Below are 25,878 nucleotides of genomic sequence, written 5' to 3'. Positions count from 1 at the left end.
CGATTAAAAAGAGAGGGAGAAGGGGGCAAATATTCCCTCTCCTTCCGGGAGAGGGGATGAGGGGCCTGATCGCGCCGACGAAAAGAAGGAGTCTGGATGAATAACGTTGTGTGGCATGACCATGCCGTGAACAAGGCAAGCCGGGCCGAATTAAAGGGGCAGAAGCCGCTGGTGATCTGGTTCACCGGGCTGTCGGGGGCGGGAAAATCCACCCTGGCGGGGGCGTTGGAACAGGCGCTGGCGGCCGAGGGCAAGCACACCTATCTGCTGGATGGGGACAATGTGCGCCACGGCCTGTGCGGCGATCTCGGTTTCGATGATGCGGCCCGTCAGGAGAATATCCGCCGGGTCGGCGAAGTGGCCAAACTGATGGTGGATGCGGGCCTTATCGTGCTCACCGCCTTTATCTCTCCGTTCCGTGCCGAACGGGAGCTGGTGCGCAATCTCTTGGGGCCGGACGAGTTTGTCGAGGTGTTTGTCGATGCGCCCCTCGCCGTCTGTGAAGAGCGCGACCCCAAGGGGCTCTACAAGAAGGCGCGGGCCGGGGAAATTCGCAACTTTACCGGTATCGATTCGGCTTATGAGGCGCCGGAGCAGCCGGAAATTCATCTGCTTAACGCCGGCAAACCGGTGGAAGTGTTGGTGGATGAGTTGCTTACTGCTCTAAGGCGGAGGGGCTGATCGATTGAGGTTGATTATCAGTATCGAACTTTGATAAATAAGGGGGGCAATTTCCCCCTTATTTATCAGCAATGTATTTTTGCTGTCATTTATCGAACATGCGTGTTTAAGATGTAGTAAATATTTTTACTTATGCTTAAGTTTCCTTGAGAGATTCAACAAATAGGTAACCGTCTCTTCTCTGGTAAGTTGTTTGTCCATATCCATGATTTTCCAATATGGTGGCTTGGTTTTGGATGGTTCTGAACAGTCTACGCCTAATTCCCTTAGAGTATTAGCATCATATTTCGAAATAATTATTTTTGGTTTGCATGTGCTTCGAGTAAATACCGTTAATCTAAGTTCGTCTAAAATGACATCAAAACCTATCATTCCATTACTTGGCAAGGTATTTGGATTTAATTATTTAGTGTCTACAGATAAACCTAATTGTTCTAGCTCTTCTTGTATGCCATCTAAAAATTCAAATGCATTTGTTGCAGTCAATCCATCTATCTTGTCTTGTGAAAACTCGCCGCTAATCGCTCTCGCTGGTCGTTCCTTGATTTCCCATTTTGGAGGTGATAAAGCTCTTATTTTATCAACCAAGTTGTCAATTTGCTCATATACAGGCTCGCTAACATTGATTCTAAAAAATTCACAATCAAGCTCTGCTTTTATGTAGGATTCTCTTTTTGAATCATCTTCTTTTTGCCGGTTGTGATATGGTTCATCAATTTCTACTGCGATCTTCAAGTCAGGAAAATATCCGTCGATAAAGTATTTGTCGACAGGATATTGAGACATGAGCTTTACATCGCTAAGAGCATAATGAAGTGCATACATAACAATGGATTCCCATCGTTTATGGCTTGTTCTTGTATTGTTGAAAATGAACTTTTCCACTTGAGTGCTCATAAGTTTAATTCTCTGTATAACTGTGTTATCTGTACTCTAAATTGGATGTAATAAGTCTTAACTATTTCAATGAGAAATATTGGAGTTCCACCCTTATTGAGGGTGATAACAGATAGGGGGGAATTGGGTGCTCCCCCATGTTTTTATTGCTTGCCCGCCATTATGTCTATTGTCATAGTATTATACATTCACATTAAGTAGGTGGGGAAATCTGGGACACCCACCAATTTGACTGCAGCGTAGCATGCTGCTTCTCTTGATGGGTAGCCAGTCGAGGAGTGTGCCATGACCATCGCTCGTTCACGCCAGATTAGCCTGCAAGATACACCCTATTACCATGTGGTCAGCCGTTGTGTGCGGCGGGCCTTCTTGTGTGGACAAGATATGCATTCTGGCAATAGCTATGAGCACCGGCGCCAGCCACTATAAGCAAAAGTTGGGTCATTATCGGAAAACCCATAAATCCAGCTTATAGTGGCACCAGCGAGTCTTGAGCCATTCCAAAGCGGTCGATAGCAACCCCGCAAGAGGATCTTCCGATCCTTGCTTATATCTCTGTGGAGTTATTCGCGATTGTCCGAATACGCTGCGCTATTTGAATCTACGGGCTGACATGTTTGATTCATCGTACTCCCACAGCTCGACACCTTCTGGAATCAAATGGCGATAAGTGCGAATATAGTATTCCGCCAACGTTTCCTTGCGTTTTTCACTATAGTCACGGAGTACGAACATTATTTTTCGGTAGTCAGAAGGAGCTGCTAAAAAATAATACATAGCTTCGTTCCAAACTGTCAGTTTAGCACTGGGGACGTTGTCATTCGGTGCTGTCCATTTGTGCGATTTGCATTCAATTAAAATTTTTCAATTTAGGCTGCCTAAATCAAAAGCATGGACCTTCTTAAGCCCACTAATACCAATCGGTATCTTTATGTTAGTATCAAGAGAAAGTCCTTCATTGGTAAAGAAGCTTTTCGCAGCCAGCTCAAAATCTCTTCCTACATGAGCATTGGATTTTGCTCCTATCCTTTGGTTTGGCTTATTCATGACTCTCCTTGGTATTTAACGCCAACTTAAACGGACGAAAATAGTCGGCTAAAATACCTAACGCAGCGAAATTCAGCCAGCTATTGGAGTTCAGACTTAAAGTGCTTGTTAGGAGTTTAGCTCTGAAGAAATAAATTTAACCTCAGAGCTATCTTGTAACTTAAAATCACATATCATTCTATTTAAGTTTGGAAATGTTGGATTGTCTTTATGTTTTTTCAACAAACCCCGAATCTTTTCAATGTCAGTATATTGAAAATCATAGCCAAAGGTATTTATAAACATCAACAATACAAAATGCATCGACTCTAAACGGAACCAACGCAATCTGTTCTCATTCGGGTTTATACCAGATAAAAAGTCGATAACTTTATCTACATTAATTTCATTTTTCTCTATTTTACTTTTAAAATCTTCGAAGGTTATTACCCCATCTTTTCTACTGATTTGATTTATAGATGATTGAAAGTTGTTCTTATAAAAGTGGTCAGTGTCATGGCTATAATCGTATTCTAAGTCTTTAAATAAAGATGCATCACACATTAACTGTGGAAACAGTTTTAGGAATTTAACAAAATTAAGATCTTTTTCTTCTGCAATTGTCGAATCTAAATAAATCATTTCTTTCTCAACTTTATCGCACCATGAAAAAAAAGCTAACAACCTGTAAGCAAAAGAATATAGATAATATTGGCTGTCTATCTTCCTATCATTTTTAACATGCCAGCCCTCTGAATAATTATCACCAAAGTTCCACATTCTGTGGTTTAATGATTCTGCAGCGTCAATGATATTTACCTTGTTTTTTGAGATAACTTCTTTAATTTTCTTCCTTTGCTCATGTTCATGAGTTTTATCAAGCTTTTCGATATGAGAGGTTGATTCTATTTGAGCTTTTAGTTTTTCTAATGCAACAATATTTTTATTTTTAATCTCTTCAGTAATGACTAGAAGCTCTTGCTGATGTTTAAACTTCTCAGTATTCATCAAGTGATTTGCCCACACTTTTCCCAGCCAAGATGACAGTCCAAAAATTATTGCACCTGCACTCCCAATTGAGCCAATTATGACCGTTGACACGCTTACTATATCTTCGAAACCCATTTGAAAACCTTTTTGAATGCTTAACATCTCGTATGTTGGGCTAACAATCGTAGCTTGGTGCTGAACGAAGTGAAGCCCAACGTTTACCACGAAACGTATCTGCAAATTTGTTTTACCGTTCGGCCAAATCCATATTTATCCCGCTATGGTTGGCGTAATAATGCTCGTCTGTTGGGCTTCGCTACGCTCTGGATCAACTTACAAAAACCACGCTACCGCCCCTGAATTTCAGCCTCCAGTTTGCTGCTTTTTACCTGCGTTTTGACACTGGCTTGGCTCATGGCTGACTCCAACGAGAGGTTGCCAAGCGGCTATGTTACCGAACGGGGCTGGGGATGAAAGTGGAAGCGGGAAAATTTCTGAGCAAGCTCAATAATTTAATCAGTAATGGGTTGGGATATGGCCGTTCAATAGCGGCGGCCATCAGCGCAGAGGGAGATTGGACGGGGAAACGGCGGTGCGGCCCTCTTGTTAGCGGGCATTAAAAAACCCTATGGGCCTGCGGGCCCATAGGGTTTTTCTGCGGTGATTGCTTGTGTGTGGTGGTTATCTGGCTTGGCGCAGCGGGACGGCGCGGGTGGCCGCTGCTTCATAGCGGTTTTGGGTGGCCGGGGCGGTTTTCTGGAACTGGCGCACCAGCCGGTCGAGATCGCTCAACTGGTTTACCAGCTGGGTGATGCCGTGCACGGCGTGCTGGCTGCCGACGCTGGAGTCATCGGCCAGGGTCTTGATGCTGAGCACGTTGCGGTTGATCTCGGCGGTGACGTGGAACTGCTCCTGTACCGCCTGGGCAATCTGGCCGCTGCCGGAGGCCACTTGCTGCAGCATGTTGTTGATCTGCTGGAGTATGGTGCCGGTCGCCGAGGCTTTTTGCTGGCAGCTCTCGGAGAGCTGGCAGCCCTTCTCCATCGCCTGCTCAGCATCCCCTGCGCTGGTTTGCAGCTCGGTGATCATCTTCTGGATTTCGCTGGTCGAGGATTGGGTCTTGATGGCGAGCGAGCGGATCTCATCGGCCACTACCGAGAAACCGCGCCCCGCTTCGCCAGCCCGGGCCGCTTCGATGGCGGCATTGAGGGCCAGCAGGTTGGTCTGGTTGGCTATGTTGTTGATCACATCGAGGATGCCGTCGATATCGCGGCAGTGGCCGACCAGCGCGCTGATGACGGTTTTGGAGGTGGTCAGCTCGCTGTTCATACCGGCTACGGCGGCCACCGTCTCTGCCACGCTGCTGTTGCCGCTCTTGAACAGATCTGTGGTCTCGTCCAACAGGCTGGAGGAGTCGGTCGAACTTTGCGAAACCTCGCGAATGGACTCGGACATCTGGGTGATGGCAGTCGCCACCTGATTGGTCTCTGCTTGCTGCTGTTGCAGGTTGTCGGTGATGGACTCGGCGTTGCGCAGATCCCCCTCGGCGGCCTGCAGGATCCGGCTGCAAGTCTGCTGGGTGCGGGCCAGCACGGCGTTGAACTCGGCCTGGTTCATCACCATCGAGAGTTCGATGGCGGCGATGTTGTCCACCTTGTTGGTGTAGAGCAGTTGCATCAGCGGGTTGTCGAAGCGGCTACGGGCCATCTTGTTGAGCTTGCCGAGGCGGCGAGAGAGGGCATTGAGGGTGATGGCGGCCACCGCCAGCGGGAGGGCGGCCAGCGCCAGTTGCCAGCCCATGTCGTGGTGGTATCCCAGCGCGACCATGGCCGCCAGACTCAGCAGCAGGCAGAGCATGGTCACCAGGGTATGGGAGAAGGTGGGCAATTTGAGCGCCAGCGGCAGCTTGTTGTTGCGAAGGTCGGCATAGACCTTCTCGGCCCGCTGCTTGATCTCCTCGCTCGGGGCGGTGCGCACCGACTGATATTCAACCACCCGGCCACTGGCATCCTTGATGGGGGTGACAAACGCGCTGACCCAGTAGTGGTCGCCATTCTTGCAGCGGTTTTTCACCGGTCCCATCCAGCTCTTGCCATCTCTGATGTGACCCCACAGATCGGCAAAGGCCTGTTTCGGCATGTCCGGGTGGCGTACCAGATTGTGGTGTTCCCCTGTCAGCTCGTCGAGCGAGAAGCCTGCAATGTCGCAGAACTCCTCGTTGGCATAGGTGATGCGACTCTCCAGATCCGTGGTGGAGATCAGGCTCTGGTGGTCTGGATAGAGGCGTTCTCTTTGGGTAACCGGTTGATTGATTCTCATGGCCTTGCTCCCGAGCTGTGGTGGTTGAATTTTGATCTGCATCAAGATCTAGTGCAAAGGGCGGGCCAGCTGGCAAAAACTAATGACGAATGTGTTATTAGTGGCTTTTGGGCAGGAAAAGAGCGCGGCTGTTTGCAATCTGCAACGGATCTGACGGGGTGTGCCCCTGCGGGATCTGCAATTTGCAACTCATTCTGGCCAGGCCCATGAGGTCATGAGCCAAGGAGCCAGGTGCCAGGAGTTTGGTGCGAAGGAGCCAAGAACAGACGGGGCGGCATGAGCTGCCCCGCTAAAGATCAGGGGAGTGGGTCGGGAGCGGGTGGCTCGCTGACCAGCTGCATCACTTCGATCTGGATCCCCTGCACCAGCACGGTTTTCAGATCCTGCAGGTACTCCTCCAGCGGCGGCTCCTGCAACAGCTGGGCGATCTCGTTGCCTACCGGGGTAAGCCGGTAGTAGAGCAGGGTGATATTGCTCTGCTTGCGCTGCAGGCGCCAGCGCTGGTTGCCGAACTCCAGCTCGACCCCGTCGGCGGGCAGCGGGCCGGATTCCAGCTCTCCCTTGTGCAGCAGGCCGAGCTCGAACAGCTGCAACAGGGCATTGTAGGGCAATCGGTATTTGCCCAGACCAAGCCGGGTCACCTTGGCGCGGCTGAGCAGGCTGGCCCCCTTGTGCAGCCCCAGCAGCAGGCGCTGCTCATCGCTGCCCGCATAGTGGCAGGCGAGGGCGCAGATCCGCTGGAACAGCTGGGCCTCGCGCTGGGTCATCTCCTTGAGGGTGGTGAGGGCGCGAATGGAGAAACGGCCTGGAGTGGCGATCTCGATGGCGAAGATGCGGCCCCACAGCTGCTGCATGGGCACCATGCTGATGTCTTCCGCCAGTTGCAGGAAGCGGGTCAGCCAGTCGCTGTCCATCTCGCCGCCGGCGGCCGTCTCTTCGCAGTGGCGGGAGGCCATCACCATGATGGCTTCCAGATTGCGCTGGCGAGCGGCCTGATCCGCCAGATGGCGAAAGGTGGCGCGCTGTTCGAAGGTGCTGTCGCTGTTGCGGGTGAGCATGCCGTCTATGCCGCGACTGCGGGCCAGGCGCAGGGTCTGCTCCTGGCTGCTCAGGATGGAACTCTCTTTCTTGGGCGGGGGCAGGTCAGCCATACTGGCTCCGTGATCGCAAGGTCTAGTCTTGAATGTTACTCCAACCGGGATGGCGGGCAATCCCTCAAGCAGGGGCTGATCTCGGTTTCGGCGGGCAAGGGGATAAAAAAGTGGCCTTCGTTCGAAAGCCACTGTTGCTGGATGCTAAGTTCGGCCCGGGGAGGCGGGCGCGCATCATGATGTCTGACTTATTCCTCTTCGTAGACGCTGACCTCGACCGCCTCCATGGAGTAGGAGGCGGTGGCCATCTCGTGGCTGGAACTCATCAGACGCGCATCATGATGTCTGACTTATTCCTCTTCGTAGACGCTGACCTCGACCGCCTCCATGGAGTAGGAGGCGGTGGCCATCTCGTGGCTGGAACTGATGGTGCGCATCTTGCCCTTCACCCAGATGGCATCCCACAGATCATCCACGGGGGCGCCCTTGGGGTAGCTCACATAGACCACCTGGTTGGTGGGGGGCGGCGGCACATGGATGCAGGCGCCGAAGTAGGGCACCAGCAGGAAGGCGGTGATCTTCTTGGCATCCCCCTCCAGCGGGACTACAAACCCCGGGATCCGCACGTTCTGTTGATCCAGCTTCTGGTTGACCCCGCCCACCGGCTGTGGCACCGAGGAGAAATCGCCATCGTGGCTCACCTGGGGCGGTGGCAACAGCCGCTCCCCTTGCGGGATCAGTACGTCCCAGTCGATGGTCTTGTAATCGGCGGCCAGGGCCTGCAGCGCCAGCAGGCTGGCCAGCAGCGCCACAATTTTCCACTTCATCATCTGTCCTTCTCTCTTGTTATGCGGGCGAGTCGCTAGACGCGAATGCTCATGCCATCACTCAGGCTGTAGCGATAGGCCCGGGCCGCGGGCAGCAGGCCTATCACCATGCCCGCCAGCCACACCAGCCCCAGCAACTGCCATTCGTAGGCGCTCGGCAGCCCCAGGCTCAATTGCAGGCCATAGTGGCTGAGCAGCCAGGGGGTAGCAAGCCCCTGTCCCAGATAGAGCGCGGCCACCCCGAGGGCTATGCCTGCCGTGGTGAGGGCCATTGCCTCCAGCGCCAGCAACAGGAACAGGTGGGCGGGGCCTGCCCCCAGGGAGCGCAGGATGGCCAGCTCGCGCCGCCGCTCGTTGAGCCCCGCCAGCAAGGTGGTCAGCATGCCGATGAGGCCCGCCACCACCACGAAGCCGGCGATCACCGAGAGCGCGGTTTCCGCCACGCTCATTAGGCTCCACAACTCCTGCAGGGCAGCCCCCGGCAGGATTGCCATCAGCGGCTCGCCCCGGTAGGTATTGACGCTGCGCTGCAGCTGGAACGCCAGGATGCGATTGCTTAAGCCCACCATGAAGGCGGTGATGGTTTTGGGTGTCAGATCCTGCGCCAGCGCCTGTTCGGCGGTCACGTTCTTGCTGTGCCGGCCCGTGTCCCAGCCCAGGTGGATCGCCTCGATACCGGCCAGCGGCACGTGGATGGTTCTGTCTATGGGGGTGCCGGTCGGTGCCAGTATCCCCACTACCTTGAACGGCAGGTTGTCGTGCTGGCTGAAGGAAGTGTTGCCGGCGCCGTGGGCGATGACGATGGACTGATCCAGCCGGTAGCCGAGCTTCTCGGCCACCTGGGCACCGAGCACAGCCTCGAATGGCGTGTCGAACGGCCGCCCCTCCCGCAGTTGCAGCGATTGTTGCTGACCGTACTTCAGGTGGGTGAAGTAGTCGCCATTGGTGCCGAGTACCCGAAAGCCCTTGTGAGAATCCCCGAGGGATAGGGGGATGGTCCAGGCGACGCCGGGTTTTGTCTTGATGGCCTGATAGGCCTCCCAGCCCACGTTGTTGGTGGGGTTGCCGATGCGAAATACCGAGTAGAGCAGCAGGTTAACCTGGCCGGAGCGGGCGCCGACGATAAGGTCTGTGCCCGAGACCGTATTGGAAAAGCTCTCGCGGGCCTGGGTGCGGACCCGCTCCACTCCGAGCAGCAGGGTGACGCTGATGGCCACGGCCAGCAGGGTCAGCCCGGCTGTGAGGCGACGGGCCCAGAGACTTTGCAGGGCGAGCTTCAGCATACTGGCCTCCGGTGTTGTGGTTGTGATGCACCCTTTGGGGCGGATGTGGCGATACGGTCACCGTGGTCAAATGGAGTCAGCATATGGCCCTCCGGTTGAGCAGTTGCAGATTCTCCACTCGCGGGAAGAGCGGCTCGAGATAGGGATCGTGACTGACGAAGATGAGGGTCGATCCTTGCTTGTCGCACTCCTCGAACAACAGCTTGATGAAGGCGGCCCGGTTGTCGGTATCGAGAGCCGAGGTGGGTTCATCGGCGATCACCAGCGGTGGCGAGCCGATCAGCGCTCGCGCGGCGGCCACCCGCTGTTGCTGGCCTATGCTGAGGGCGTGAACCTGCCTGTGCAGCGCCTCGGCCGGCAGTTGCAGCTCCGCCAGCAGGCGGCGCGCCTCCTGCTCGGGACTCCCCTGCAGACGAGCCCGCTTCTCGGGCGAGAAGGTGAGGGCGGCGGTGACGTTGTCCAGCACGGATAAAAATGGCAGCAGATTGAACTGCTGGAAGATATAACCCAGATTGGCCGCCCGGAAGTGGTCACGGGCACGGCCGGAGAGCTGGGCCAATGGCTGGCCCAGCACGTCCAGAGTGCCGTGGTTGGCGGTCTGGATCCCGGCAAGCAAGCCAAGCAGGGTCGACTTGCCGGAGCCCGATGGCCCCTTGATGAACACCCGCTCCCCCGCGCCGATGGTAAGGGCAGGCAGATCGAGTACAGGCTCGTGATCCGGCCAGGCAAAGGCCAGATCGCGGATCTCAACCACGGCTTTTTTCATGGGATTACCAGCTCAGCTTGTTGGCGGATGGGGTCAGCTCGGCCGCAGTCTGGCCGGTGGGCAGTATGCCCTGCACGCTCAGCTTCTCCAGGCTTGGATAGACGCTGAACAGAGTGGCTTCCAGTCCGGTCAGCTTGGCCGGAGCCTCACAGGTGTAGGTGTACATGGCGCCCACATCGGCGTGACCCGCATCATCATGGTGGTGGTCATCATGACTGCTGCCAGCCTTTTCATGGTCATGGTCATGGTCATGGTCATGGTCATGGTCATGGTCGTGATCATGATCTTCCTTGGCCGCATTGAGTTCCTGCTGGGTCAGCTTGCAGCCGGCCGCCGGGTCGAAGCGAAACAGGGCATCGGGTTGCTTGAGCTGAGCCATGGCCTTGGCGTATTGCGCCTTCTCCTCGTCGCTCTTGGCGGCGTGCTCGAAGCCCACCAGATCCGCGGCGGGAGCCTGCAGCTCGAGCATCAACTGGTTGCCATCGAGCACCAGGTTGAGGTGGCCGTGGCCGTGCTCGTGGGCACCGTGGCCGTGACTCTCATGCTCGTCGTGATTTGCTTGCACGCCAAAGGCGGCTGCCGCCAGTAACAGGGTGACTGCTTTCATCGTTAATCCTTTTGAAACAATTGATAAGAGAAATGTTCAGTGGGAGAAGCAATGAAAGTGCGGCGGGGCCCGAATGCGACACTGGCCTGAAGGGGTGGAATCGATGGCGGGCAAGGCGGTATCAGCTAGCTTGCCGATGACCACATGCGGGACTGGGATGGGCAAGTTGGGCGTCAGTGCCAGCTTGCCATCGAGATGGAGGGCGCAGAGGACGCACGTATGGCTATGACCGGGCAGGTCCGCTTCCAGCGGGTGTTGTGCCAGCGCTGGTTGCAACCACAACCAGCCCAGCAGCAACAACCAGATTTTCAGCTTGAAACGACCCATAGACCCTTATGAAAGGGGCGCCATCAGCGCCCCTTCTCTCTGATTCAGAGATGGGACTGGATGAGCCCCATCACGGTAGCAATATTGTTGGCATCGAGCTGGCCATCTTTGGCAAACAGCACCTTGCCCTCTTTATCCAGCAGTATGATGGCCGAGCTTTCCGGCGCGAGATCCCAGGCGTTGCGGGCCATGCCCTTGGCATCCAGCACCATGGCGGACCAGGGGAACTCTTTCTTGCTGTCTTCGGCACTGCTCTTCACAAAACCGGAGGTGCCCCAGATGGCGTCATTGCTGTTGATGATGGTGACTGTCTGGTACTTGTCGTGGGGCAGCTTGGCTGCCTTGATCGCCTCGATCATGGGGGCGTTCAGCTCCTTGGCACTGGAGCGACCCGCGATGTGCTGGATCAAAAAGACTTTGCCAGTCAGTACCTTGCTTTGCCAAGGTTGGTAGCTGACCTCTTTCTCTTGCAGTACCAGTTCACCCTTGTCGCTGATGTTGACCAGCGGCACCTGGGCAGACTCCTTGATGTTGTGAGCCATGACCAGTGTTGGCAGCAGCGCCAGAGTAAGTACGAGATGTTTCATCCTGATGACACTCCTTTTGTTATGTTATAACGATTTTTCACTTGAGGGAATGGGGCAGAACTCATCCTAAACTGATCGGATCTGTTTAAAAAGTGTTAAATAAGCTCGCGAGTGAGCCGAGCGGGCTGCCCGCCAGCGCAGGCAGCGGCTGGCAAAGGCGGCTAGGATGGCACGCAGTCGATAAAAATCAATTAGTTATCAACTGGTTTGAGGAGTGTGCTTCAGTTGAACCGGTTGCGGTTCAACTGGCATGGCGGGCGTGTCTCAATACAAGGGTTCGCTGATCAGCGGGATCTTGGCCATGGTCATCTGCTGGGCCAGCAGGGGCGAGCCGGTCAGCAAGATGTGGCGTTGATTGCCGATCACCAGGGGATCGCCCTTCAGGCCGCTGTCGGCCGTGATGGCCAGCCAGGCTGGCGAGACGCTGCCGATGCTGATGTTGGGGTATATGATGCTGAGCATGTATTGCGGCGCCAGCTCGGCCAAGAGGCTTGCCATCAGCAGTGCCTTCTCGTCGCTGTCGGCCTTGTTGTCCTGCAAGGCCTGCAGGGGTGGGGCGAAGTGATCCATCTGCTCGGGGGGAGTGGGGATGGCGCTCAGCCACTCCTGCAGCAGACCGACGCTGGTGGCCAGATCCTTGGCGGAAAACTGCTTCGCCAGCGGCCTGAGGTCTCCCTTGAACTGGTAGAACAGCTGGGAGTAGTTGGGGCGCACGCAGGGCAGCTTGCGATTGGCCGGATGCACGCAGGGCACCACCCGCATCTGGTAGAAGGCATCTTCCTGATATTGCTGGTAGGCCTGCCAGAACAGGGTCGACTCCATGCTGTCGTCGTGCAGGGTGAAGGCCTGCTCCAGATTGCGAAACTTGGTGGCGGTTTCGGGACTGGTCTGGTTGATCAGGTTGATGCTGTTGTAAAGGCGCGGGCTGATGTAGGAGTAGAGTGTCTCCAGCGGATAGTTGAGGGAGGCATCGAGCAGGGTCATCTCGTGGCGGCTGGCGGACATGATGCGCTCGTCCGCATTCAGTTGCAGGTGCTTCTGCTGGCCGTCGGCAGACTGCCACTGCCAGCTCAGGTTGACTTCGTTGGCGCCGACCGTGGATGCGAACACTAGACTCAACAACAGACTTTGTGCCAGTTTCATGATGTGCATCCTGCTCGGGGTGATAATAAACAACTAGGTGAGCCGGCCGGATTTGGATGAGCTTAGTTTTGATGATCTGGGTAACAGTCTGATAATGCTTTAAATTTAATTCTGGAAATAAGTCATACAGGAAACCGTCATGAAGCGAATTCCACAGCTGTTGTTGCTGTTGGCCGCCTTGCCTGCGGCGGCGGGCCAGGTGATCGTCAACAAGGGGATGTCCAGCGCGGATACCTTTGCCCTGCGGGACAAGCTGGCGCGGGAGCATGAATGGCAGGAGTGGCTGCGTTTCCAGCAGGCCATCAAGTGGCTGGAGGTGTTGCCGGTCAACTGCGAGCTGATGAGTGAGCAGGGTGGGGGTTATCGCTGCGGTGGTGACTATTACCGGCCCTATCAGCAGGATGGCCGTGACATCTACATCCAGGGGGATCCTGCCGGCGAGACACCCGGTCAGCGCCCGCAACAGCCAATAGAAAAGGCGCCCTGAGGCGCCTTTTTTGCGAGGGTACGCTTACTTGGCAGCGTAACGCTCGGCAGAGGTAACGATCTCGGCTTCGGCAGCAGCCTTGTCGCCCCAACCTTCCACCTTGACCCACTTGCCCGCTTCCAGCTCTTTGTAGCGCTCGAAGAAGTGCTGGATCTGGGCGCGCAGCAGCTCGGGCAGATCGTTCACATCCTTGATGTGGTCATACTGCTTGGTCAGCTTGGAGTGCGGCACGGCCACGATCTTGGCATCTTCGCCAGATTCGTCGGTCATCTTCAGCACGCCAACCGGGCGGCAGCGAATGACGGAGCCAGCCAGCAGCGGGTAGGGAGTCGGAACCAGCACGTCGACCGGATCACCATCCAGAGACAGGGTGGCGTTCACGTAGCCGTAGTTGCACGGGTAGAACATAGGGGTCGACATGAAGCGATCAACGAAGATGGCACCGCTGTCCTTGTCGACTTCGTATTTGATCGGGTCGGCATTCTGCGGGATTTCGATGATGACGTAGATGTCGTCGGGCAGGCTCTTGCCAGCCGGTACCAGGTTCAGGCTCATGACGTTTCCTTCAGTGTTGGAGTCAAGTTTGCAGGCCGATATTATAGCGATGTCGCGTCAAATGACCATATTTCAAGGGCGTGGTGACAGCCTTGGCTGATGCGGTGCAGCCCGGGCCGGCCAAATGGCAGCCCGCTTGTCTGGGTCGATTGATGTCTCGTCACGCCCGCGGCTTGCGACCAAACCTCAACAGACCCTAGAATGCGCACTCCCTTTACTGGAAAAGGCAGCGGTATGCACATTCACATCCTCGGGATCTGCGGCACCTTCATGGGTGGTCTGGCGGTGTTGGCAAAACAGCTTGGTTATCGAGTCACCGGCTCGGATGCCAACGTTTATCCCCCCATGAGTACCCAGCTCGAGCAACAGGGCATAGAGCTGACCGAAGGCTATGACCCCTCCCAGCTCGATCCTGCACCGGATCTGGTGGTGATTGGCAACGCCATGAGCCGCGGCAACCCCTGTGTTGAATATGTGCTGGACCGCAATCTGCCCTACATCTCAGGCCCCCAGTGGCTGCTGGAGCATGTGCTGCAGGATCGCTGGGTGCTGGCCGTGGCGGGCACCCATGGCAAGACCACCACCGCCAGCATGCTGGCCTGGGTGCTCGAATACGCCAAGCTGGAGCCGGGTTTCCTCATCGGTGGTGTGCCGGGCAACTTCCCGGTTTCCGCCCGTCTCGGCTCTGCCCCCTTCTTCGTCATCGAGGCGGACGAGTATGACTGCGCCTTCTTCGACAAGCGTTCCAAGTTCGTCCACTACCATCCGCGCACCCTGGTGATGAACAACCTGGAGTTCGACCACGCGGATATATTCCCGGATCTGGCCGCCATCCAGCGCCAGTTCCACCACCTGATGCGTACCGTGCCGAGCAATGGCCGGGTGCTGTTCCCGCAGGCCGATGACAACCTCACCGCGGTGCGCAAGATGGGCTGCTGGAGTGAAGTCGAGCTGGTGGGTCAGGACGATGCCAAGTGGAAGGCGGTCAAGCTGGCCGACGACGGCTCCGCCTTCGAGGTGTGGCTGGATGGGAGCAAGCAGGGCGAGGTGCGCTGGGAGTGCATCGGCGAGCACAACGTCAACAACGGCCTGATGGCCATCGCCGCCGCCCGTCACGCCGGTGTCATGGTGGAGCACGGCATAGCCGCCCTCTGTCAGTTCAAATCTCCCAAGCGGCGGATGGAGCTCAAGGGCGAGGTGGCTGGCATCAGCGTCTATGATGATTTTGCCCACCACCCGACCGCCATCGAGACCACCCTCGGCGGTCTGCGCGCCAAGGTGGGCAAAGCCCGTATCCTGGCGGTGCTGGAGCCGCGCTCCAACACCATGAAGCTGGGGGTGCACAAAGAAGAGCTGGCAGGTTGCTTCGACGGTGCCGACGAGGTGTTCTTTTTCCAGCCGCCCAATATCGGCTGGGATCTCGGCCAGGTGACAGCTCACATGAGCCGACCGGCCAAGGTGTTCAACGATCTGGAGACCCTGATCAACCGGCTGGTGGCCGAGAGTCGCGATGGCGACCATATTCTGATCATGAGCAACGGCGGCTTCGGCGGCATTCATGACAAGCTGATCGCCCGCCTCAAGGATTACCACGGCGAACTATGAAAAAAACGATCACCCTGGCGCTGACCGGTGCCTCCGGCGCCCCCTACGCCCTGCGCCTGCTTGAGTGTCTGGTGCAGGCGGACTACCAAGTCTATCTGCTGGCCTCCTCCGCCGCCCGTGTGGTACTCAAGACCGAGCAGCAGCAGGAGTGGCCGGGCTCACCGAAGGAGCTATCGGCTTATCTCTGTCGCCAATATGGTGCTGAAGAAGGTCAGATAGTCGCCTGCGGCAAGGAGGAGTGGTTCTCGCCGGTGGCCTCGGGGTCGGCGGCGCCCAAGCAGATGGTAGTCTGCCCCTGCTCCATGGGCACAGTGTCGGCCATCGCCAACGGCGCCTCCGACAACCTGCTGGAGCGGGCGGCAGATGTGGTGATCAAGGAGCGGGGCCAGTTGATCCTGGTGCCCCGCGAGAGCCCCTTCTCCGCCATCCATCTGGAGAACATGCTCAAACTGGCGCGACTCGGGGTGACCATAATGCCAGCCGCGCCCGGTTTCTATCATGAGCCGAAAAGCATCGAGGATCTGGTGGACTTCATGGTGGCGCGGATCCTGGATCACCTCGGGGTCGAGCACGCGCTGACCAGTCGCTGGGGTTACGCCAACTCCTGACCTGTGGTGCATCACCTTGCCGGCGATCGCTCGCGACAGAGCCTGAACCGGCAGCAAACGGACAAACAAAAGCGGCGCCGACCTGAACAGTCCGGCGCCGCTTGTCATTCACGAGGCGGGTTATGCGGCCTGGATGGGGGCCGTCACGTACTTGAACAGAAAATCGGTCACATCTTCCCGTGACGGGCGTTGTGGCTGATTGATCATCTGCATCATGACGTAACCAAAACCGGTCAGGGAGCGAGCCAAGTCCTGGGCGGACAGCACACTCCGGATTTCACCGGCATCCATGGCACGTTGCAAATGGGGCGCGATGCGCTCCAATACCTTGTCCAGCAGCTTGGCATAACGGGGCCAGACTTCTTCCCGCACCGATGAACTCCACTCCAGCCAGATGCTGGCGTGGTCGGGTTGATCGTAGGCGGCATCGACAAACAGCTTCACGTGACGGCGAATGCTGTCGTTGATCGGACCCTGGCCGGTATAGGCCTGTTCCAGCATCTGGTGAACGAAACGTTCGATCTCGGCCAACACTTCATCCACCAGCTCTTCACGGGTGTTGAAATAGTTGAACACGGTAGCTACCGAGACTTTGGCCTGTTCTGCTATCTCGGCGTGACCCGCACGGCCTATGCCGCGACGGGAGAACACCTCGATGGCACATTCCATCAATTGATTGCGACGAGCTTCCGGAGAAAGCCGGGTTCGACGTCTTATTTCTGCGCGTGGTTCCATAGTTTTTTCATCTAATAGTTATTGATTATGGTGTTTATAGTATTGTCACCGATAATGCCCGAGGGCCTGCTAACTCTATCAATTAAAATAAGCCGATAAAAGCATCACGTATGCCTGACGCCTCTCGGCTTGGATGGTAGAATCCTCGGTTTTGACGTTAATGAACGGCCAAATCCCCCTTGGCCATGAGGGAGTAAGTGATGAAACACACTGTCGAGGTGATGATCTCCGAGGCTGAAGTAGCCGCCCGGATCGCCAAATTGGGTGAAGAGATCACCGCCCGTTATCAGGGTTCTGACGAAGTGGTCATGATTGGCCTGCTGCGTGGCTCCTGCGTCTTCCTGGCCGATCTGTGCCGCCAGACCCCGCTGCCCGTCACCCTGGATTTTATGACCGCCTCCAGCTATGGCTCCGGCATGCGCAGTACCCGTGACGTTCGCATCCTCAAAGATCTGGATGACGACATCAAGGGCAAGGACGTACTGATCGTCGAAGACATCATCGACACCGGCTACACCCTCAACAAGGTGCGTGAAATTCTGTCACTGCGCGAGCCGAAATCCCTCGCCATCTGCACCCTGCTGGACAAACCGTCCCGTCGCGAGGTACAGGTGCCGGTGGACTGGATCGGTTTCTCCATTCCTGACGAATTCGTGGTGGGTTGTGGTATCGACTACGCCCAGAAGTACCGCAATCTGCCCTTCATCGGCAAGGTAGTACCGCAAGAGTAAGCAAGGTCCAGGAATATCACGGGCGAGGTGGCCAAGCGCCATTTTTTGTCTGCAAGGCGGCCCCGGCCGCCTTTTCTGTATCGAGATGGGATCCGCCATCACAGGGGTTGCAATGAACGCACTGGAAATCAGCGGCCTGAAAAAGACCTATCAGGGGGGCGTCGAAGCCCTTAAAGGCATAGATCTGACCGTCAAGCAGGGGGATTTCTTCGCTCTGCTCGGCCCCAATGGGGCAGGCAAGTCCACTACCATAGGCATCATCAGCTCGCTGGTGAACAAGAGCGCCGGCAAAGTGAAGGTGTTCGGCTACGACATAGACAACCAGCTGGAACAAGCCAAGGCCCAGCTCGGCCTGGTGCCGCAGGAGTTCAACTTCAGCCAGTTCGAGAAGGTGAGCCAGATCGTCATTCATCAGGCCGGTTTCTATGGCGTGCCCAGGGCGGAAGCCAAGATCCGCGCCGAGAAGTACCTGCGTCAGCTCGATCTGTGGGACAAGCGTGACATGCCGGCCCGCACCCTCTCCGGCGGCATGAAGCGCCGGCTGATGATAGCCCGCGCCCTGATGCACGAGCCCAGACTGCTGATCCTGGACGAACCGACCGCCGGGGTGGATATCGAGATCCGCCGCTCCATGTGGACCTTCCTCAAAGAGCTCAACGAGCAGGGGGTCACCATCATACTCACCACTCACTATCTGGAAGAGGCCGAGATGTTGTGCCGCAACATAGGCATCATCGACAAGGGGCGGCTGATTGAAAACACCAGCATGAAGAAGCTGCTCGGCAAGCTGAGCCGCGAGACCTTCATGCTGGATCTGGCACCCGGCTCCGCCGTGCCGAACGTGCCCGAGTTCAACGGCCGCATGCAGGACGAGCGCACCCTAGAAGTGGATCTGGACAAGAGCCAGTCTCTCAACAGCCTGTTCGAGCAGCTGTCGGGCCAGCAGGTGCAGGTGCTGAGCATGCGCAACAAGGCCAATCGGCTGGAAGAGCTGTTCGTCAGCCTGGTCGAGGAGGGGAGAAAAGCATGAATCTGACCACTTATTACATCGCCTTCAAGAGCATTCTGGCCAAGGAGGTGAGTCGCTTCACCCGGATCTGGATCCAGACCCTGGTGCCGCCTGCCATCACCATGAGCCTCTATTTTGTCATCTTCGGCAACCTCATCGGCTCGCGCATCGGTGACATGGGTGGCTTCAGCTACATGGAGTTCATCGTGCCCGGCCTCATCATGATGTCGGTGATCACCAACTCCTACTCCAACGTCGCCTCCTCCTTCTTCAGCGCCAAGTTCCAGCGCAACGTGGAGGAGCTGCTGGTAGCGCCCGTGCCCAACTACGTCATCATCGCCGGTTACGTGGGCGGCGGCGTGGCCCGAGGCCTCTGCGTCGGCCTCATCGTCACCCTGGTGTCGCTGTTCTTCGTGCCGCTGCAGATCCACCACCTGTTCAGTGTCTGCTTCACCGTGCTGCTGACCGCCATCCTCTTTTCGCTGGGGGGGCTGATCAACGCCGTGTTTGCCAAGACCTTCGACGACATCAGCATCATCCCCACCTTCGTGCTGACGCCGCTCACCTATCTGGGCGGGGTATTCTACTCCATCAGCCTGCTGCCCCCTTTCTGGCAGGGCGTCTCCCAGGTGAACCCCATCATCTACATGGTGAACGCGTTCCGCTACGGCTTCCTCGGCATCTCGGACGTGCCGCTCGGCACCGCCTACCTCATCATCATCGGCTTCATCGTGGCCCTCTACGGTCTGGCCTGGTGGCTCATCTCGCGCGGCACCGGGCTGCGGCACTGAATTATTTGGTCGGGCTCAGTTGAGATTTGTAGCTGCTGCCCTGTACTCACTGCAAGCAATAAGATAAGGGCCCATCAGTGGGCCCTTATCTATTTTATTTGCCAGCAGATCAGACTCTGATGTGGTGATCTTTCAGCAAACGCGCTGTGAGCTCCAGCTTGTCGTTACGCTCTATCGCCCGCTCGGGGATGGTGATGATGCCATGTTCATCCGTTCGATCCTGACCGAAGGCATCATCTATGGCCTGAGTCATGGCACTGCGACCGATTTCGACATCGGGGTCTGTCACGCTATCCTGCAGACGTATCCGATTCTCGCTGGCTGCCAGTTGCAGCTCATCCAGCGCAGCACCAAGGGTAGCAAGACGATCGTCGATCCGCTGCGTCAGCTCATTGAGACGACTCTCGGTACCTGCAGCCATCGCCAGTCCATCGAGATACTGCCCTTTGCTCTGGTCAAAGTTTGTCACGGCGCGGGCCGCCAGCTCCAGCGCATAGGCCTTGGTAGCCATGGCGTTGACCCCTCCTTCCCAACCAATATCGGAGCCGACTCCCAGTGTTACGCCGAGGGTTGTATGAAACTTGGCACCCTCAGGGCCGATGGCTGCGGTGGCTCCGGCTGATGCACCAATCCCCAGATTGGCAGAGGCACGCACCTTGGCCGAGAGGCTATAAGCATCGGCATATTGGCTCTTGAGCAGGTTGAGCTGAGCACTTCCCTCCGCTTTCAACCCCGCAAAGGCTGATGCACTGGCGGTCACGCTGGCCATGGGCCCCGCCGGGGTCATGATCACTGTAGCCCCAGCCTCCAGCTTGGCATTGACCCCCACCTCGGCAGCGCCCGTCAGCTTGGCATTGAGCAGGTTGCCGATCGTCCAGCTTCCCTCCACCGATAGCCCAAGTTTGCTCACCAGCTCGGCGCTGGCACCGATGCGTAGCAGGCTCAGATCATGGGGGCCAGGTTTGTAGCGCTCACCTTCAGTCTCGTTCAGGAGCTTGGGGGGGGGATTGAAGGCCAGCGATCCCTCCGCTTTGCTGATCACCAGCTCAGCCTTGGTACTAGCCTTGTTCTCCTGGCTCAGAGTTGCTTTGGCGGAGAATTCGCCGATCGGGGTCTCGCGGTTTACCTCCCACTTGCCGATTTCGATCTTGGCGAAGGCCTCTACCAGCGCACTGGCACTAACCAGGCCCATCCCGCTGAACGCCTTCTGGTTGGCTGGCTGGCCGGGTTTTAGCTCCTGGCTGGTTGTTGTCTGCGGGCTCTTGAGCTCGGCCCGCACCCCGGTTTGATAGCTCTTTCCAGACTTCTGTTCACCCAGCCAGAGGGCTGACTCCCGTTCTGTCCTGGCCAGATAGGGCTCATCCAGTCCGTCCACCAGCGCAGTCAGCAGCTCGGTTCTGAGCAGGCCTATTTCCCCCTGTAGGCTCACTTTTTGGCTCAGGCTGAGCGCCAGTACCTCCTTGAGGTGGCTCATCTCCAGCAGTTGGCTGTGAGTCAGCAGGATGTCGCGGCCATTCTCCTCGGCGGTGGTTTGTGGCTTGAGCTCGCCCAGTGCGGGCAACGCCTGACGCAAGGTGCCGCAGAACACCTGCCACTCGTGACTCGCTGCGACCTCCTCCCGGGTCGGTGCCCGCTCCAACCGCCGCGCCATCATTCCCTCACTCACCCCGAACATCAGATCGAGCCCCCCTTGCAGCTCCCGCTTAAACAGGTCGTTGGCCCCCTCCTGTTGCAGGCGAGCCAACTCACTGCACCACTGGCGGATCTGCTGGTTACTCTCGACCGGCTGGTTAACCCGCCCCTGCTCGTCGCAGACCCACGCCAGCTGGAATGAGGGGGACTTGCCACCCTGCTGCAACGCCTGACGGCGGGCGGCGATGTCATCGACCAGTTTTTGCAATACGGGATCCTGCTGACGGGAGCGGTTCTTGCCCGAGTCGATCCAGAACTGCAGCGCCTGCTCGATCTTCGTCAGCCCGGCCAGTGAAGGGGCTGGCTGGGCCTGATAATGCCGCACCGCCTGCTTGACCGCCTTGAGCTCCGGGCTCTGTTGATGGCCAACACCACGGCGGATCCCCTTTTCAAACTCCCGGTTACCGGCATCCAGCAGCCGCAATCTGGCATTGCCAAGGCGAGCGGTGGCCGGTGTTGTCGCGTCAGGGGTTTGCGGCTGATGGCGGGTGGCATCGATATCCGGTGAGGCAATTTTCATGGCGAGGATCCTGCACTGATGAGAGAGAAGACCCCCAGCGTACGCCCCCCGCCCCTACCACCCTGTCAGCGATGGTCCCGCTTTTTTAGGATTCGGACTGACCCGTACAAGATGTCTGTCAGTTCACAGTTTCGGCACAACCACTTGCCCCTCCGACCAAAAACGATAAAAAAATGACGATAAGTGATAAGCAGCCACCGATCTGCCACATAGGGTGTCACTCTCCCCCTGCCCGAGGTTTGGCCATGTATCACGCACTCATCACCGCCCTGTACACACAACTTGGACTCCCGCTCCCGGTGGCCGAACAGACCGCCACCACCTTGGCTATCAACGACGAGCTGGTGTTGACGCTGGCAGAGGATGAGGGCCATCTGGTGATCTATCTGCTGTTACCGGGCCACGCCATGCCCAACACGCCCCTGCTCAACCACCTCGGTGACGACCCGGCCTTCCTGCTGGATCAGACCGAACAGGGAGAGACCCTGATCTGGGCCCGAGAGTGGCTCGATCACCTGACGATCGACAGCCTGCTGGTACTGCTCGAGCGGGCCATCGAGCTGGCTGCCGAACTGCTGACCCACCAGCACGACCGGGAACAATCGATACAATCACAGCAACCCGCCTCCACAACTGCCACCATCAGGGTTTAGCGCCCCCCCATTCTGGTCACTGCCCCGCAAAATCGAGATTTATCTTGTTCGGCATGGGTTTAGTCATTGCGGCTCAATCGGGAATTGTTAGAATTTACCCCTCTCTATAAAGAGGTAGAACATGCCTGCGTTACTGCGCATGTTGGCCAATCTGGCCCTGGGGGGATTCTTCATGGCCTCGGCGGTTTTCAAGCTGGCATCCCCGGCGTTGTTCGTCGAGCAGATCGGTGCCTTCAGCCTGGTCTGGTCGTCGCTGATCCCGGCGGTTGCCTGGGGGCTGATCGTGCTTGAGTTCTGTGCCGGGCTGGCGGTGATCGCAAACCGGCGCTGGGGGCTCTGGCTGGTGGTTGCCCTGCTGGCATTGTTCATCCCCGTGCTGGGCTATGGCATCGCCATCGGGCTCGACATCTCTTGTGGCTGTCTGGGCCGTGCCGATCTTGGCTCGCTGCCACAGGCCATACTGCGGGATCTGCTGCTACTGACGCTCGCGGGCGCCCTGCTGCGACGCTCCCGTCCCGTTTCAATCGTTAGCAAGGAGTAGTGACATGATGAGATTGCGATCCCGCACCCTGGTTGCCTCGCTGATCGCCGCCAGCTTTGCCCTGAGTGGCTGCGGTGACAATCAGTTCGAGCAGGAGACCAAGCTGGAGCAGGCGGCGGTGCAGCTTGCCCAGGAGGCCCAACAGGGGGGTTATCAGTTGTTGACCGTGGCCGAGCTGAAGATCCGGATGGACAAGGGGGAGGCGCTGGTGATCATCGACACCATGCCCTATGAGGACTCCTTCAAGAAGGAGCACATCCCGGGGGCCAAGAACTTCGTCTTCGTGAAAGAGGCCAAGTCCGGCGACAACTGGAGCCAGATCGTGGAGGGGAGCGGCACGCCTGAGCAGTTCCAGGCGCTGCTGGGGGATGACAAGACCCGCCCCGTGGTGATCTACTGCGGTTTCGTCAAGTGCGGTCGCAGCCACAACGCCGCCGCCTGGGCGGTGACTCAGGGCTATCAGCAGGTCTATCGAGTGCCGGGCGGTATCTTCGCCTGGAAAGGGGCCGGTTACCCCGTCTCTGCCGAGTAACCCCAGTCCACAAGGCAACACAGCCGATATGAAAAAAGCCCGCTACTGCGGGCTTTTTTCATATTGCGTAACGCTCAGGGTTAGCTGACGGCCTGCTGTTCCAGCGTCTATGCCGTCTCCACTTGGGCCAGCTGCTGTTTGCCCAGCAACCGCTTGGTGATCATTGCCGCCATGATGGAGCCGTTGACGTTGAGGGCGGTACGACCCATATCCACCAGCGGCTCGATGGCGATCATCACCCCCACCAGCGCAATCGGGAAGTTGAGGGTGGAGAGCACGATCAGCGCGGCGAACGTCCCGCCACCGCCGACACCAGCCACCCCGATGGAGCCGAGCGCGATGACCGGCAGCAGGGTCAGCAGGAACAGCGGGTCAAACGGGTTGATGCCGAGCATGGGGGCAATCATCGCCACCATCATGGCCGGATAGATGCCGGCACAGCCGTTCTGCCCCAGATTGGCACCAAAGGAGGCGGCAAAGTTGGCGATGCTGGCGGGCACCCCAAGGCGCTGCTGGGTCTCGATGCTGAGCGGGATGGAAGCCGCGCTGCTGCGGGAGACAAAAGCGAAGGTGAGCACGCCCCACACCTCGCGCAGATAGTGCAGCGGGTTCTGGCCGATCAGCAGCAAGATCACCATGTGTACCGCAAACATCGCCAGAATGGCGACGTAGCAGACCAGAATAAAGCCGAACAGGCTGAGGATCTCGCTCAGCGGATAGTGGGCCACCACCCGGGCGATCAGCGCCATCACGCCATAGGGGGTGAGCGCAATCACCACCCGCACCATCTTCATCACCCACAGTTGCAGGGTATCGATGGCCACGGCCGCGCGAGCCCCCGCCTCCGGGTGCTCCGCTTTCATCTGGAGCAGAGCAACCCCCGCCAGCACGGTGAAAATCACCACCCCGATCACCGAGAGGCTGCGGCTACCCGCCATATCGGCGGCAAAGTTGGTGGGCACCAGCGAGAGTAGCAGGGCAGGCAACGTCTGGGCACTGTCGATGGTGCTCATGCTCTGTTGCAGGGCGGCGCTGTCGCTACCATGGCTCAGCAGCCCCTCGGCGGTGAGGCCGCTCAGGTGGGTGATAGTCATCCCCACCACACCGGCAATCATCACCAGGGTCAGCATGGTGCCGATCAGCACGGCGCTGATCTTGCCGAGGGACTGGGCCTGCTCCAGCTTGTTGATGGCGGAGAGAATGGAGGTAAACACCAGCGGCATCATCACCACCTTGAGCAGGCTGACATAGCCGCCACCAACGATATTGACCCACTCCAGAGTCTGCTGGACACCGGCATCATCGGCGCCCCACCCCAGTTGCAGAGCCAGCCCGAACAGGGCGCCAAGCAGCAGACCAGCGAGCACCTTGCGCGACAACGGCACAGTGGCGGGCAGCCGGGTCAGGGCGAAACAGAGCAGACAGAAGAGCAACGAAGCAAACAAGGTAAACATAAATAAACACCTGTAGCGGCCATCAGGGCCGATTGTGGAGAGAGAAAACAGAGGGTGCGAGCAGGGTCGCGGGGGAATACGCCGAATTGCAGGCGTGAAAAAGCAACGGACGCCCGATGGGGCGTCCGCTGGTAACCGGGGGAATTACTTCTTTACGGGAGCGTCGTACTGTTCGGGTTCGTCACTATAGACGCAGACGTTCCACTTGGCGGCCAAACCATCTTCCGCCAGGCAGTAACGCTCGAAGAACGCGGTGATCTCGGCGCGCTGGCAGTGGGCCTCGAAGCTGGCCATGTCACACCAGATTTCGTTGAAGACGATAGGGAAACTCTCCCCCTCGGCGAAGGGGCTGGCGATGTGGCGGGTCACCCGATATTGCAGACAGCCATCTTCGCGCAGGGTATTGGGCTCGAGGGCCTGCAGCACCTGAAACAGGGCCTGCTCCTGACCGGGTTTCGGCAGGAACTGGGCGATGCAATAAACCTTCTTGGACATGAGACTCTCCTGGTTGTGGCTGATTCAGGCTTGCTGAAGCGTGACCACTCGGTTGTCGATGAGGCGGGCCTTGCCGAGATAGGCGGCCATCAGGATCACCAGCTGCGCGCTCTCGTCAGTGGCGGATTCGAGGGTGGCGGCATCAACGATGTCGATGGCATCGGTACGGAAACCTGCGTTGTCGAGGCGCTGGCTGGCCTGTGCCACCAGGGAGGGCAGGTGGTGATCCCCCGCTTCAATCTGTCCGGCGAGCCAGTTCATGGTGCGTGCCAGCTCGGGGGCCAGCGCCCGCTCGGCGGCAGTCAGGTAGCCGTTGCGCGACGACAGTGCCAGCCCGTCCTCGGCCCGCACCGTGGGCACGCCGACGATCTCGATGGGCATGGCCATGTCGGCCACCATCTTGCGAATGAGCGCCAACTGCTGGTAATCCTTCTGGCCGAAACAGGCCACATCCGGCTGTACCAGATTGAACAGCTTGGTGACAACTGTGCTGACGCCACGGAAATGACCCGGGCGCAGCGCCCCTTCCAGCAGGCCGGAGAGGCCCGGCACCTCGACGAAGGTCTGGCTGGCCAGCCCTTGCGGATACATGATCTCCGGGGTCGGGGTGAACACCAGATCGACGCCAGCTGCTTCCAGCGCAGCGCAATCCTGCTTCAGGGTGCGCGGGTAGTTGACGAGATCCTCGGCCTTGTCGAACTGCATCGGGTTGACGAAGATGCTGACCACCACCTTATCGGCGTGGCTGTGCGCCTCTTTCACCAGGGTCAGGTGACCCTGATGCAGGTTGCCCATGGTGGGCACGAATGCGATGGTACGCCCTTCACGGCGCCATTGGCCGATCTGTTCACGCAGAGCGGCAGGATTGTTAACGACCAACATCGGCAGTTCACCTTCGGAAATATCAAAGAGAGAAAACGGGTTGC

28 protein-coding genes and 1 pseudogene are annotated in these 25,878 nt (G+C 57.7%); 11 read left to right on the top strand and 18 right to left on the bottom strand.

Annotated elements, in window-relative coordinates; genetic code table 11:
• Positions 1–96 precede the first annotated feature (96 nt).
• Positions 97–681 (top strand): adenylyl-sulfate kinase, encoded by a 585-nt coding sequence (gene cysC, locus BN1128_RS13210; protein ID WP_042869478.1) that lies wholly within the window; start codon positions 97–99, stop codon positions 679–681.
• 402 nt (positions 682–1,083) lie between these two features.
• On the opposite strand, the gene BN1128_RS13205 is transcribed toward cysC, so the two are convergent.
• The gene (locus BN1128_RS13205; protein ID WP_042869476.1) at positions 1,084–1,578 is read right to left on the bottom strand and encodes an AbaSI family restriction endonuclease; all 495 of its coding nucleotides are present in this window, start codon (positions 1,576–1,578) and stop codon (positions 1,084–1,086) included.
• Positions 1,579–1,863: 285 nt separating this feature from the next.
• Between BN1128_RS13205 and BN1128_RS26240 the strand changes: the two are divergent.
• Positions 1,864–1,998 (top strand): annotated as a pseudogene (locus BN1128_RS26240) (alpha-amylase family glycosyl hydrolase); the annotation flags it as partial.
• Positions 1,999–2,442: 444 nt separating this feature from the next.
• Here BN1128_RS26240 and BN1128_RS26050 read toward each other — a convergent pair.
• The 11 genes from BN1128_RS26050 to BN1128_RS13150 all read right to left on the bottom strand — a co-directional run bounded on the left by BN1128_RS26050 (position 2,443) and on the right by BN1128_RS13150 (position 12,544).
• Entirely contained in the window at positions 2,443–2,625 is a 183-nt protein-coding gene (locus BN1128_RS26050; protein ID WP_209428569.1) for a hypothetical protein, read from the bottom strand.
• 108 nt (positions 2,626–2,733) lie between these two features.
• Complete coding sequence (locus BN1128_RS24130) at positions 2,734–3,729, bottom strand: hypothetical protein (protein WP_156140317.1); 996 nt, start codon at positions 3,727–3,729, stop codon at positions 2,734–2,736.
• A 546-nt stretch (positions 3,730–4,275) separates the two neighbouring features.
• Positions 4,276–5,913 carry a methyl-accepting chemotaxis protein gene (locus tag BN1128_RS13190; RefSeq protein WP_042869474.1) on the bottom strand — a complete coding sequence of 546 codons (1,638 nt, stop codon included), beginning with the start codon at positions 5,911–5,913 and terminating at the stop codon, positions 4,276–4,278.
• 296 nt (positions 5,914–6,209) lie between these two features.
• Positions 6,210–7,064 (bottom strand): TIGR03899 family protein, encoded by an 855-nt coding sequence (locus BN1128_RS13185; protein ID WP_042869472.1) that lies wholly within the window; start codon positions 7,062–7,064, stop codon positions 6,210–6,212.
• A gap of 290 nt (positions 7,065–7,354) precedes the next feature.
• The gene (locus BN1128_RS13180; protein ID WP_042869471.1) at positions 7,355–7,834 is read right to left on the bottom strand and encodes a DUF3299 domain-containing protein; all 480 of its coding nucleotides are present in this window, start codon (positions 7,832–7,834) and stop codon (positions 7,355–7,357) included.
• Between the two features lie 32 nt (positions 7,835–7,866).
• The gene (locus BN1128_RS13175; RefSeq protein ID WP_042869469.1) at positions 7,867–9,114 is read right to left on the bottom strand and encodes an ABC transporter permease; all 1,248 of its coding nucleotides are present in this window, start codon (positions 9,112–9,114) and stop codon (positions 7,867–7,869) included.
• A 76-nt stretch (positions 9,115–9,190) separates the two neighbouring features.
• Positions 9,191–9,880, bottom strand: coding sequence for an ABC transporter ATP-binding protein (locus tag BN1128_RS13170; RefSeq protein ID WP_042869467.1), 690 nt, complete (start codon positions 9,878–9,880; stop codon positions 9,191–9,193).
• A 4-nt stretch (positions 9,881–9,884) separates the two neighbouring features.
• Positions 9,885–10,487 carry a DUF2796 domain-containing protein gene (locus tag BN1128_RS13165; protein WP_042869466.1) on the bottom strand — a complete coding sequence of 201 codons (603 nt, stop codon included), beginning with the start codon at positions 10,485–10,487 and terminating at the stop codon, positions 9,885–9,887.
• Positions 10,488–10,523: 36 nt separating this feature from the next.
• The gene (locus tag BN1128_RS13160; protein WP_042869464.1) at positions 10,524–10,814 is read right to left on the bottom strand and encodes a hypothetical protein; all 291 of its coding nucleotides are present in this window, start codon (positions 10,812–10,814) and stop codon (positions 10,524–10,526) included.
• 44 nt (positions 10,815–10,858) lie between these two features.
• Entirely contained in the window at positions 10,859–11,401 is a 543-nt protein-coding gene (locus tag BN1128_RS13155) for a YtfJ family protein (RefSeq protein WP_042037275.1), read from the bottom strand.
• A gap of 264 nt (positions 11,402–11,665) precedes the next feature.
• Positions 11,666–12,544, bottom strand: a complete 879-nt coding sequence (locus tag BN1128_RS13150) for a hypothetical protein (RefSeq protein WP_042869461.1) — start codon at positions 12,542–12,544, stop codon at positions 11,666–11,668.
• A 124-nt stretch (positions 12,545–12,668) separates the two neighbouring features.
• Between BN1128_RS13150 and BN1128_RS13145 the strand changes: the two genes are divergently transcribed.
• Entirely contained in the window at positions 12,669–13,031 is a 363-nt protein-coding gene (locus BN1128_RS13145; protein WP_209428570.1) for a hypothetical protein, read from the top strand.
• A gap of 24 nt (positions 13,032–13,055) precedes the next feature.
• Here the strand turns inward: BN1128_RS13145 and ppa are convergent, their stop codons facing one another.
• Entirely contained in the window at positions 13,056–13,586 is a 531-nt protein-coding gene (gene ppa / locus BN1128_RS13140; protein WP_042869457.1) for an inorganic diphosphatase, read from the bottom strand.
• Positions 13,587–13,820: 234 nt separating this feature from the next.
• On the opposite strand from ppa, the gene mpl reads away from it, so the two are divergent.
• Positions 13,821–15,191, top strand: coding sequence for a UDP-N-acetylmuramate:L-alanyl-gamma-D-glutamyl-meso-diaminopimelate ligase (gene mpl / locus BN1128_RS13135; protein ID WP_042869455.1), 1,371 nt, complete (start codon positions 13,821–13,823; stop codon positions 15,189–15,191).
• Complete coding sequence (locus tag BN1128_RS13130) at positions 15,188–15,799, top strand: flavin prenyltransferase UbiX (protein WP_042869453.1); 612 nt, start codon at positions 15,188–15,190, stop codon at positions 15,797–15,799. Before mpl ends, BN1128_RS13130 begins: the two co-directional genes overlap by 4 nt.
• Before the next feature lie 120 nt (positions 15,800–15,919).
• Here BN1128_RS13130 and BN1128_RS13125 read toward each other — a convergent pair whose 3' ends face one another.
• Complete coding sequence (locus tag BN1128_RS13125) at positions 15,920–16,534, bottom strand: TetR/AcrR family transcriptional regulator (protein WP_042869451.1); 615 nt, start codon at positions 16,532–16,534, stop codon at positions 15,920–15,922.
• A 200-nt stretch (positions 16,535–16,734) separates the two neighbouring features.
• Here BN1128_RS13125 and hpt point away from each other — a divergent pair, with 200 nt between their 5' ends.
• From hpt to BN1128_RS13110, 3 genes are all read left to right on the top strand, one after another.
• Complete coding sequence (gene hpt / locus BN1128_RS13120; RefSeq protein ID WP_042869448.1) at positions 16,735–17,265, top strand: hypoxanthine phosphoribosyltransferase; 531 nt, start codon at positions 16,735–16,737, stop codon at positions 17,263–17,265.
• A gap of 112 nt (positions 17,266–17,377) precedes the next feature.
• Complete coding sequence (locus tag BN1128_RS13115; RefSeq protein ID WP_042869446.1) at positions 17,378–18,295, top strand: ABC transporter ATP-binding protein; 918 nt, start codon at positions 17,378–17,380, stop codon at positions 18,293–18,295.
• Positions 18,292–19,065 carry an ABC transporter permease gene (locus BN1128_RS13110; RefSeq protein WP_042869444.1) on the top strand — a complete coding sequence of 258 codons (774 nt, stop codon included), beginning with the start codon at positions 18,292–18,294 and terminating at the stop codon, positions 19,063–19,065. Before BN1128_RS13115 ends, BN1128_RS13110 begins: the two co-directional genes overlap by 4 nt.
• Before the next feature lie 109 nt (positions 19,066–19,174).
• Here the strand turns inward: BN1128_RS13110 and BN1128_RS13105 are convergent, their stop codons facing one another.
• Complete coding sequence (locus BN1128_RS13105; protein WP_042869442.1) at positions 19,175–21,277, bottom strand: hypothetical protein; 2,103 nt, start codon at positions 21,275–21,277, stop codon at positions 19,175–19,177.
• A gap of 245 nt (positions 21,278–21,522) precedes the next feature.
• Here BN1128_RS13105 and BN1128_RS13100 point away from each other — a divergent pair, with 245 nt between their 5' ends.
• The 3 genes from BN1128_RS13100 to BN1128_RS13090 all read left to right on the top strand — a co-directional run bounded on the left by BN1128_RS13100 (position 21,523) and on the right by BN1128_RS13090 (position 23,003).
• The gene (locus tag BN1128_RS13100; protein ID WP_042869440.1) at positions 21,523–21,930 is read left to right on the top strand and encodes a type III secretion system chaperone family protein; all 408 of its coding nucleotides are present in this window, start codon (positions 21,523–21,525) and stop codon (positions 21,928–21,930) included.
• Positions 21,931–22,051: 121 nt separating this feature from the next.
• Positions 22,052–22,471: a MauE/DoxX family redox-associated membrane protein gene (locus BN1128_RS13095; RefSeq protein WP_042869438.1), complete on the top strand. Its 420-nt coding sequence runs from the start codon at positions 22,052–22,054 to the stop codon at positions 22,469–22,471.
• A 4-nt stretch (positions 22,472–22,475) separates the two neighbouring features.
• Complete coding sequence (locus BN1128_RS13090; RefSeq protein WP_042869436.1) at positions 22,476–23,003, top strand: rhodanese-like domain-containing protein; 528 nt, start codon at positions 22,476–22,478, stop codon at positions 23,001–23,003.
• Between the two features lie 107 nt (positions 23,004–23,110).
• Here BN1128_RS13090 and BN1128_RS13085 read toward each other — a convergent pair whose 3' ends face one another.
• The 3 genes from BN1128_RS13085 to panC all read right to left on the bottom strand — a co-directional run bounded on the left by BN1128_RS13085 (position 23,111) and on the right by panC (position 25,834).
• Positions 23,111–24,457, bottom strand: coding sequence for a cation:dicarboxylate symporter family transporter (locus BN1128_RS13085; RefSeq protein ID WP_042869434.1), 1,347 nt, complete (start codon positions 24,455–24,457; stop codon positions 23,111–23,113).
• 144 nt (positions 24,458–24,601) lie between these two features.
• Positions 24,602–24,952 (bottom strand): putative quinol monooxygenase, encoded by a 351-nt coding sequence (locus BN1128_RS13080; RefSeq protein WP_042869432.1) that lies wholly within the window; start codon positions 24,950–24,952, stop codon positions 24,602–24,604.
• A gap of 24 nt (positions 24,953–24,976) precedes the next feature.
• A complete protein-coding gene (gene panC / locus BN1128_RS13075) occupies positions 24,977–25,834 on the bottom strand; it encodes a pantoate--beta-alanine ligase (protein WP_042869431.1) in 858 nt (285 codons plus the stop codon).
• Positions 25,835–25,878: the final 44 nt, after the last annotated feature.

The sequence above is a fragment of the Aeromonas piscicola genome (assembly GCF_000820005.1).
Taxonomy (GTDB): Bacteria; Pseudomonadota; Gammaproteobacteria; order Enterobacterales; family Aeromonadaceae; genus Aeromonas; species Aeromonas piscicola.
This window is presented reverse-complemented; position numbering and strand designations above follow the sequence as displayed.

Bases quoted from the DNA above. Each gene is read 5' to 3' on its own strand.
- BN1128_RS13170 (WP_042869467.1), bottom strand. From the start codon at position 9,880: ATGAAAAAAGCCGTGGTTGAGATCCGCGATCTGGCCTTTGCCTGGCCG.
- BN1128_RS13085 (WP_042869434.1), bottom strand. From the start codon at position 24,457: ATGTTTACCTTGTTTGCTTCGTTGCTCTTCTGTCTGCTCTGTTTCGCC.
- BN1128_RS13115 (WP_042869446.1), top strand. From the start codon at position 17,378: ATGAACGCACTGGAAATCAGCGGCCTGAAAAAGACCTATCAGGGGGGC.
- mpl (WP_042869455.1), top strand. From the start codon at position 13,821: ATGCACATTCACATCCTCGGGATCTGCGGCACCTTCATGGGTGGTCTG.
- BN1128_RS13100 (WP_042869440.1), top strand. From the start codon at position 21,523: ATGTATCACGCACTCATCACCGCCCTGTACACACAACTTGGACTCCCG.
- BN1128_RS13180 (WP_042869471.1), bottom strand. From the start codon at position 7,834: ATGATGAAGTGGAAAATTGTGGCGCTGCTGGCCAGCCTGCTGGCGCTG.
- ppa (WP_042869457.1), bottom strand. From the start codon at position 13,586: ATGAGCCTGAACCTGGTACCGGCTGGCAAGAGCCTGCCCGACGACATC.
- hpt (WP_042869448.1), top strand. From the start codon at position 16,735: ATGAAACACACTGTCGAGGTGATGATCTCCGAGGCTGAAGTAGCCGCC.
- BN1128_RS13095 (WP_042869438.1), top strand. From the start codon at position 22,052: ATGCCTGCGTTACTGCGCATGTTGGCCAATCTGGCCCTGGGGGGATTC.
- BN1128_RS13125 (WP_042869451.1), bottom strand. From the start codon at position 16,534: ATGGAACCACGCGCAGAAATAAGACGTCGAACCCGGCTTTCTCCGGAA.
- BN1128_RS13150 (WP_042869461.1), bottom strand. From the start codon at position 12,544: ATGAAACTGGCACAAAGTCTGTTGTTGAGTCTAGTGTTCGCATCCACG.
- BN1128_RS13190 (WP_042869474.1), bottom strand. From the start codon at position 5,913: ATGAGAATCAATCAACCGGTTACCCAAAGAGAACGCCTCTATCCAGAC.
- panC (WP_042869431.1), bottom strand. From the start codon at position 25,834: ATGTTGGTCGTTAACAATCCTGCCGCTCTGCGTGAACAGATCGGCCAA.
- BN1128_RS13155 (WP_042037275.1), bottom strand. From the start codon at position 11,401: ATGAAACATCTCGTACTTACTCTGGCGCTGCTGCCAACACTGGTCATG.
- BN1128_RS13175 (WP_042869469.1), bottom strand. From the start codon at position 9,114: ATGCTGAAGCTCGCCCTGCAAAGTCTCTGGGCCCGTCGCCTCACAGCC.
- BN1128_RS13080 (WP_042869432.1), bottom strand. From the start codon at position 24,952: ATGTCCAAGAAGGTTTATTGCATCGCCCAGTTCCTGCCGAAACCCGGT.
- BN1128_RS13165 (WP_042869466.1), bottom strand. From the start codon at position 10,487: ATGAAAGCAGTCACCCTGTTACTGGCGGCAGCCGCCTTTGGCGTGCAA.
- BN1128_RS13160 (WP_042869464.1), bottom strand. From the start codon at position 10,814: ATGGGTCGTTTCAAGCTGAAAATCTGGTTGTTGCTGCTGGGCTGGTTG.
- BN1128_RS24130 (WP_156140317.1), bottom strand. From the start codon at position 3,729: ATGGGTTTCGAAGATATAGTAAGCGTGTCAACGGTCATAATTGGCTCA.
- cysC (WP_042869478.1), top strand. From the start codon at position 97: ATGAATAACGTTGTGTGGCATGACCATGCCGTGAACAAGGCAAGCCGG.
- BN1128_RS13105 (WP_042869442.1), bottom strand. From the start codon at position 21,277: ATGAAAATTGCCTCACCGGATATCGATGCCACCCGCCATCAGCCGCAA.
- BN1128_RS26050 (WP_209428569.1), bottom strand. From the start codon at position 2,625: ATGAATAAGCCAAACCAAAGGATAGGAGCAAAATCCAATGCTCATGTA.
- BN1128_RS13110 (WP_042869444.1), top strand. From the start codon at position 18,292: ATGAATCTGACCACTTATTACATCGCCTTCAAGAGCATTCTGGCCAAG.
- BN1128_RS13090 (WP_042869436.1), top strand. From the start codon at position 22,476: ATGATGAGATTGCGATCCCGCACCCTGGTTGCCTCGCTGATCGCCGCC.
- BN1128_RS13185 (WP_042869472.1), bottom strand. From the start codon at position 7,064: ATGGCTGACCTGCCCCCGCCCAAGAAAGAGAGTTCCATCCTGAGCAGC.
- BN1128_RS13205 (WP_042869476.1), bottom strand. From the start codon at position 1,578: ATGAGCACTCAAGTGGAAAAGTTCATTTTCAACAATACAAGAACAAGC.
- BN1128_RS13130 (WP_042869453.1), top strand. From the start codon at position 15,188: ATGAAAAAAACGATCACCCTGGCGCTGACCGGTGCCTCCGGCGCCCCC.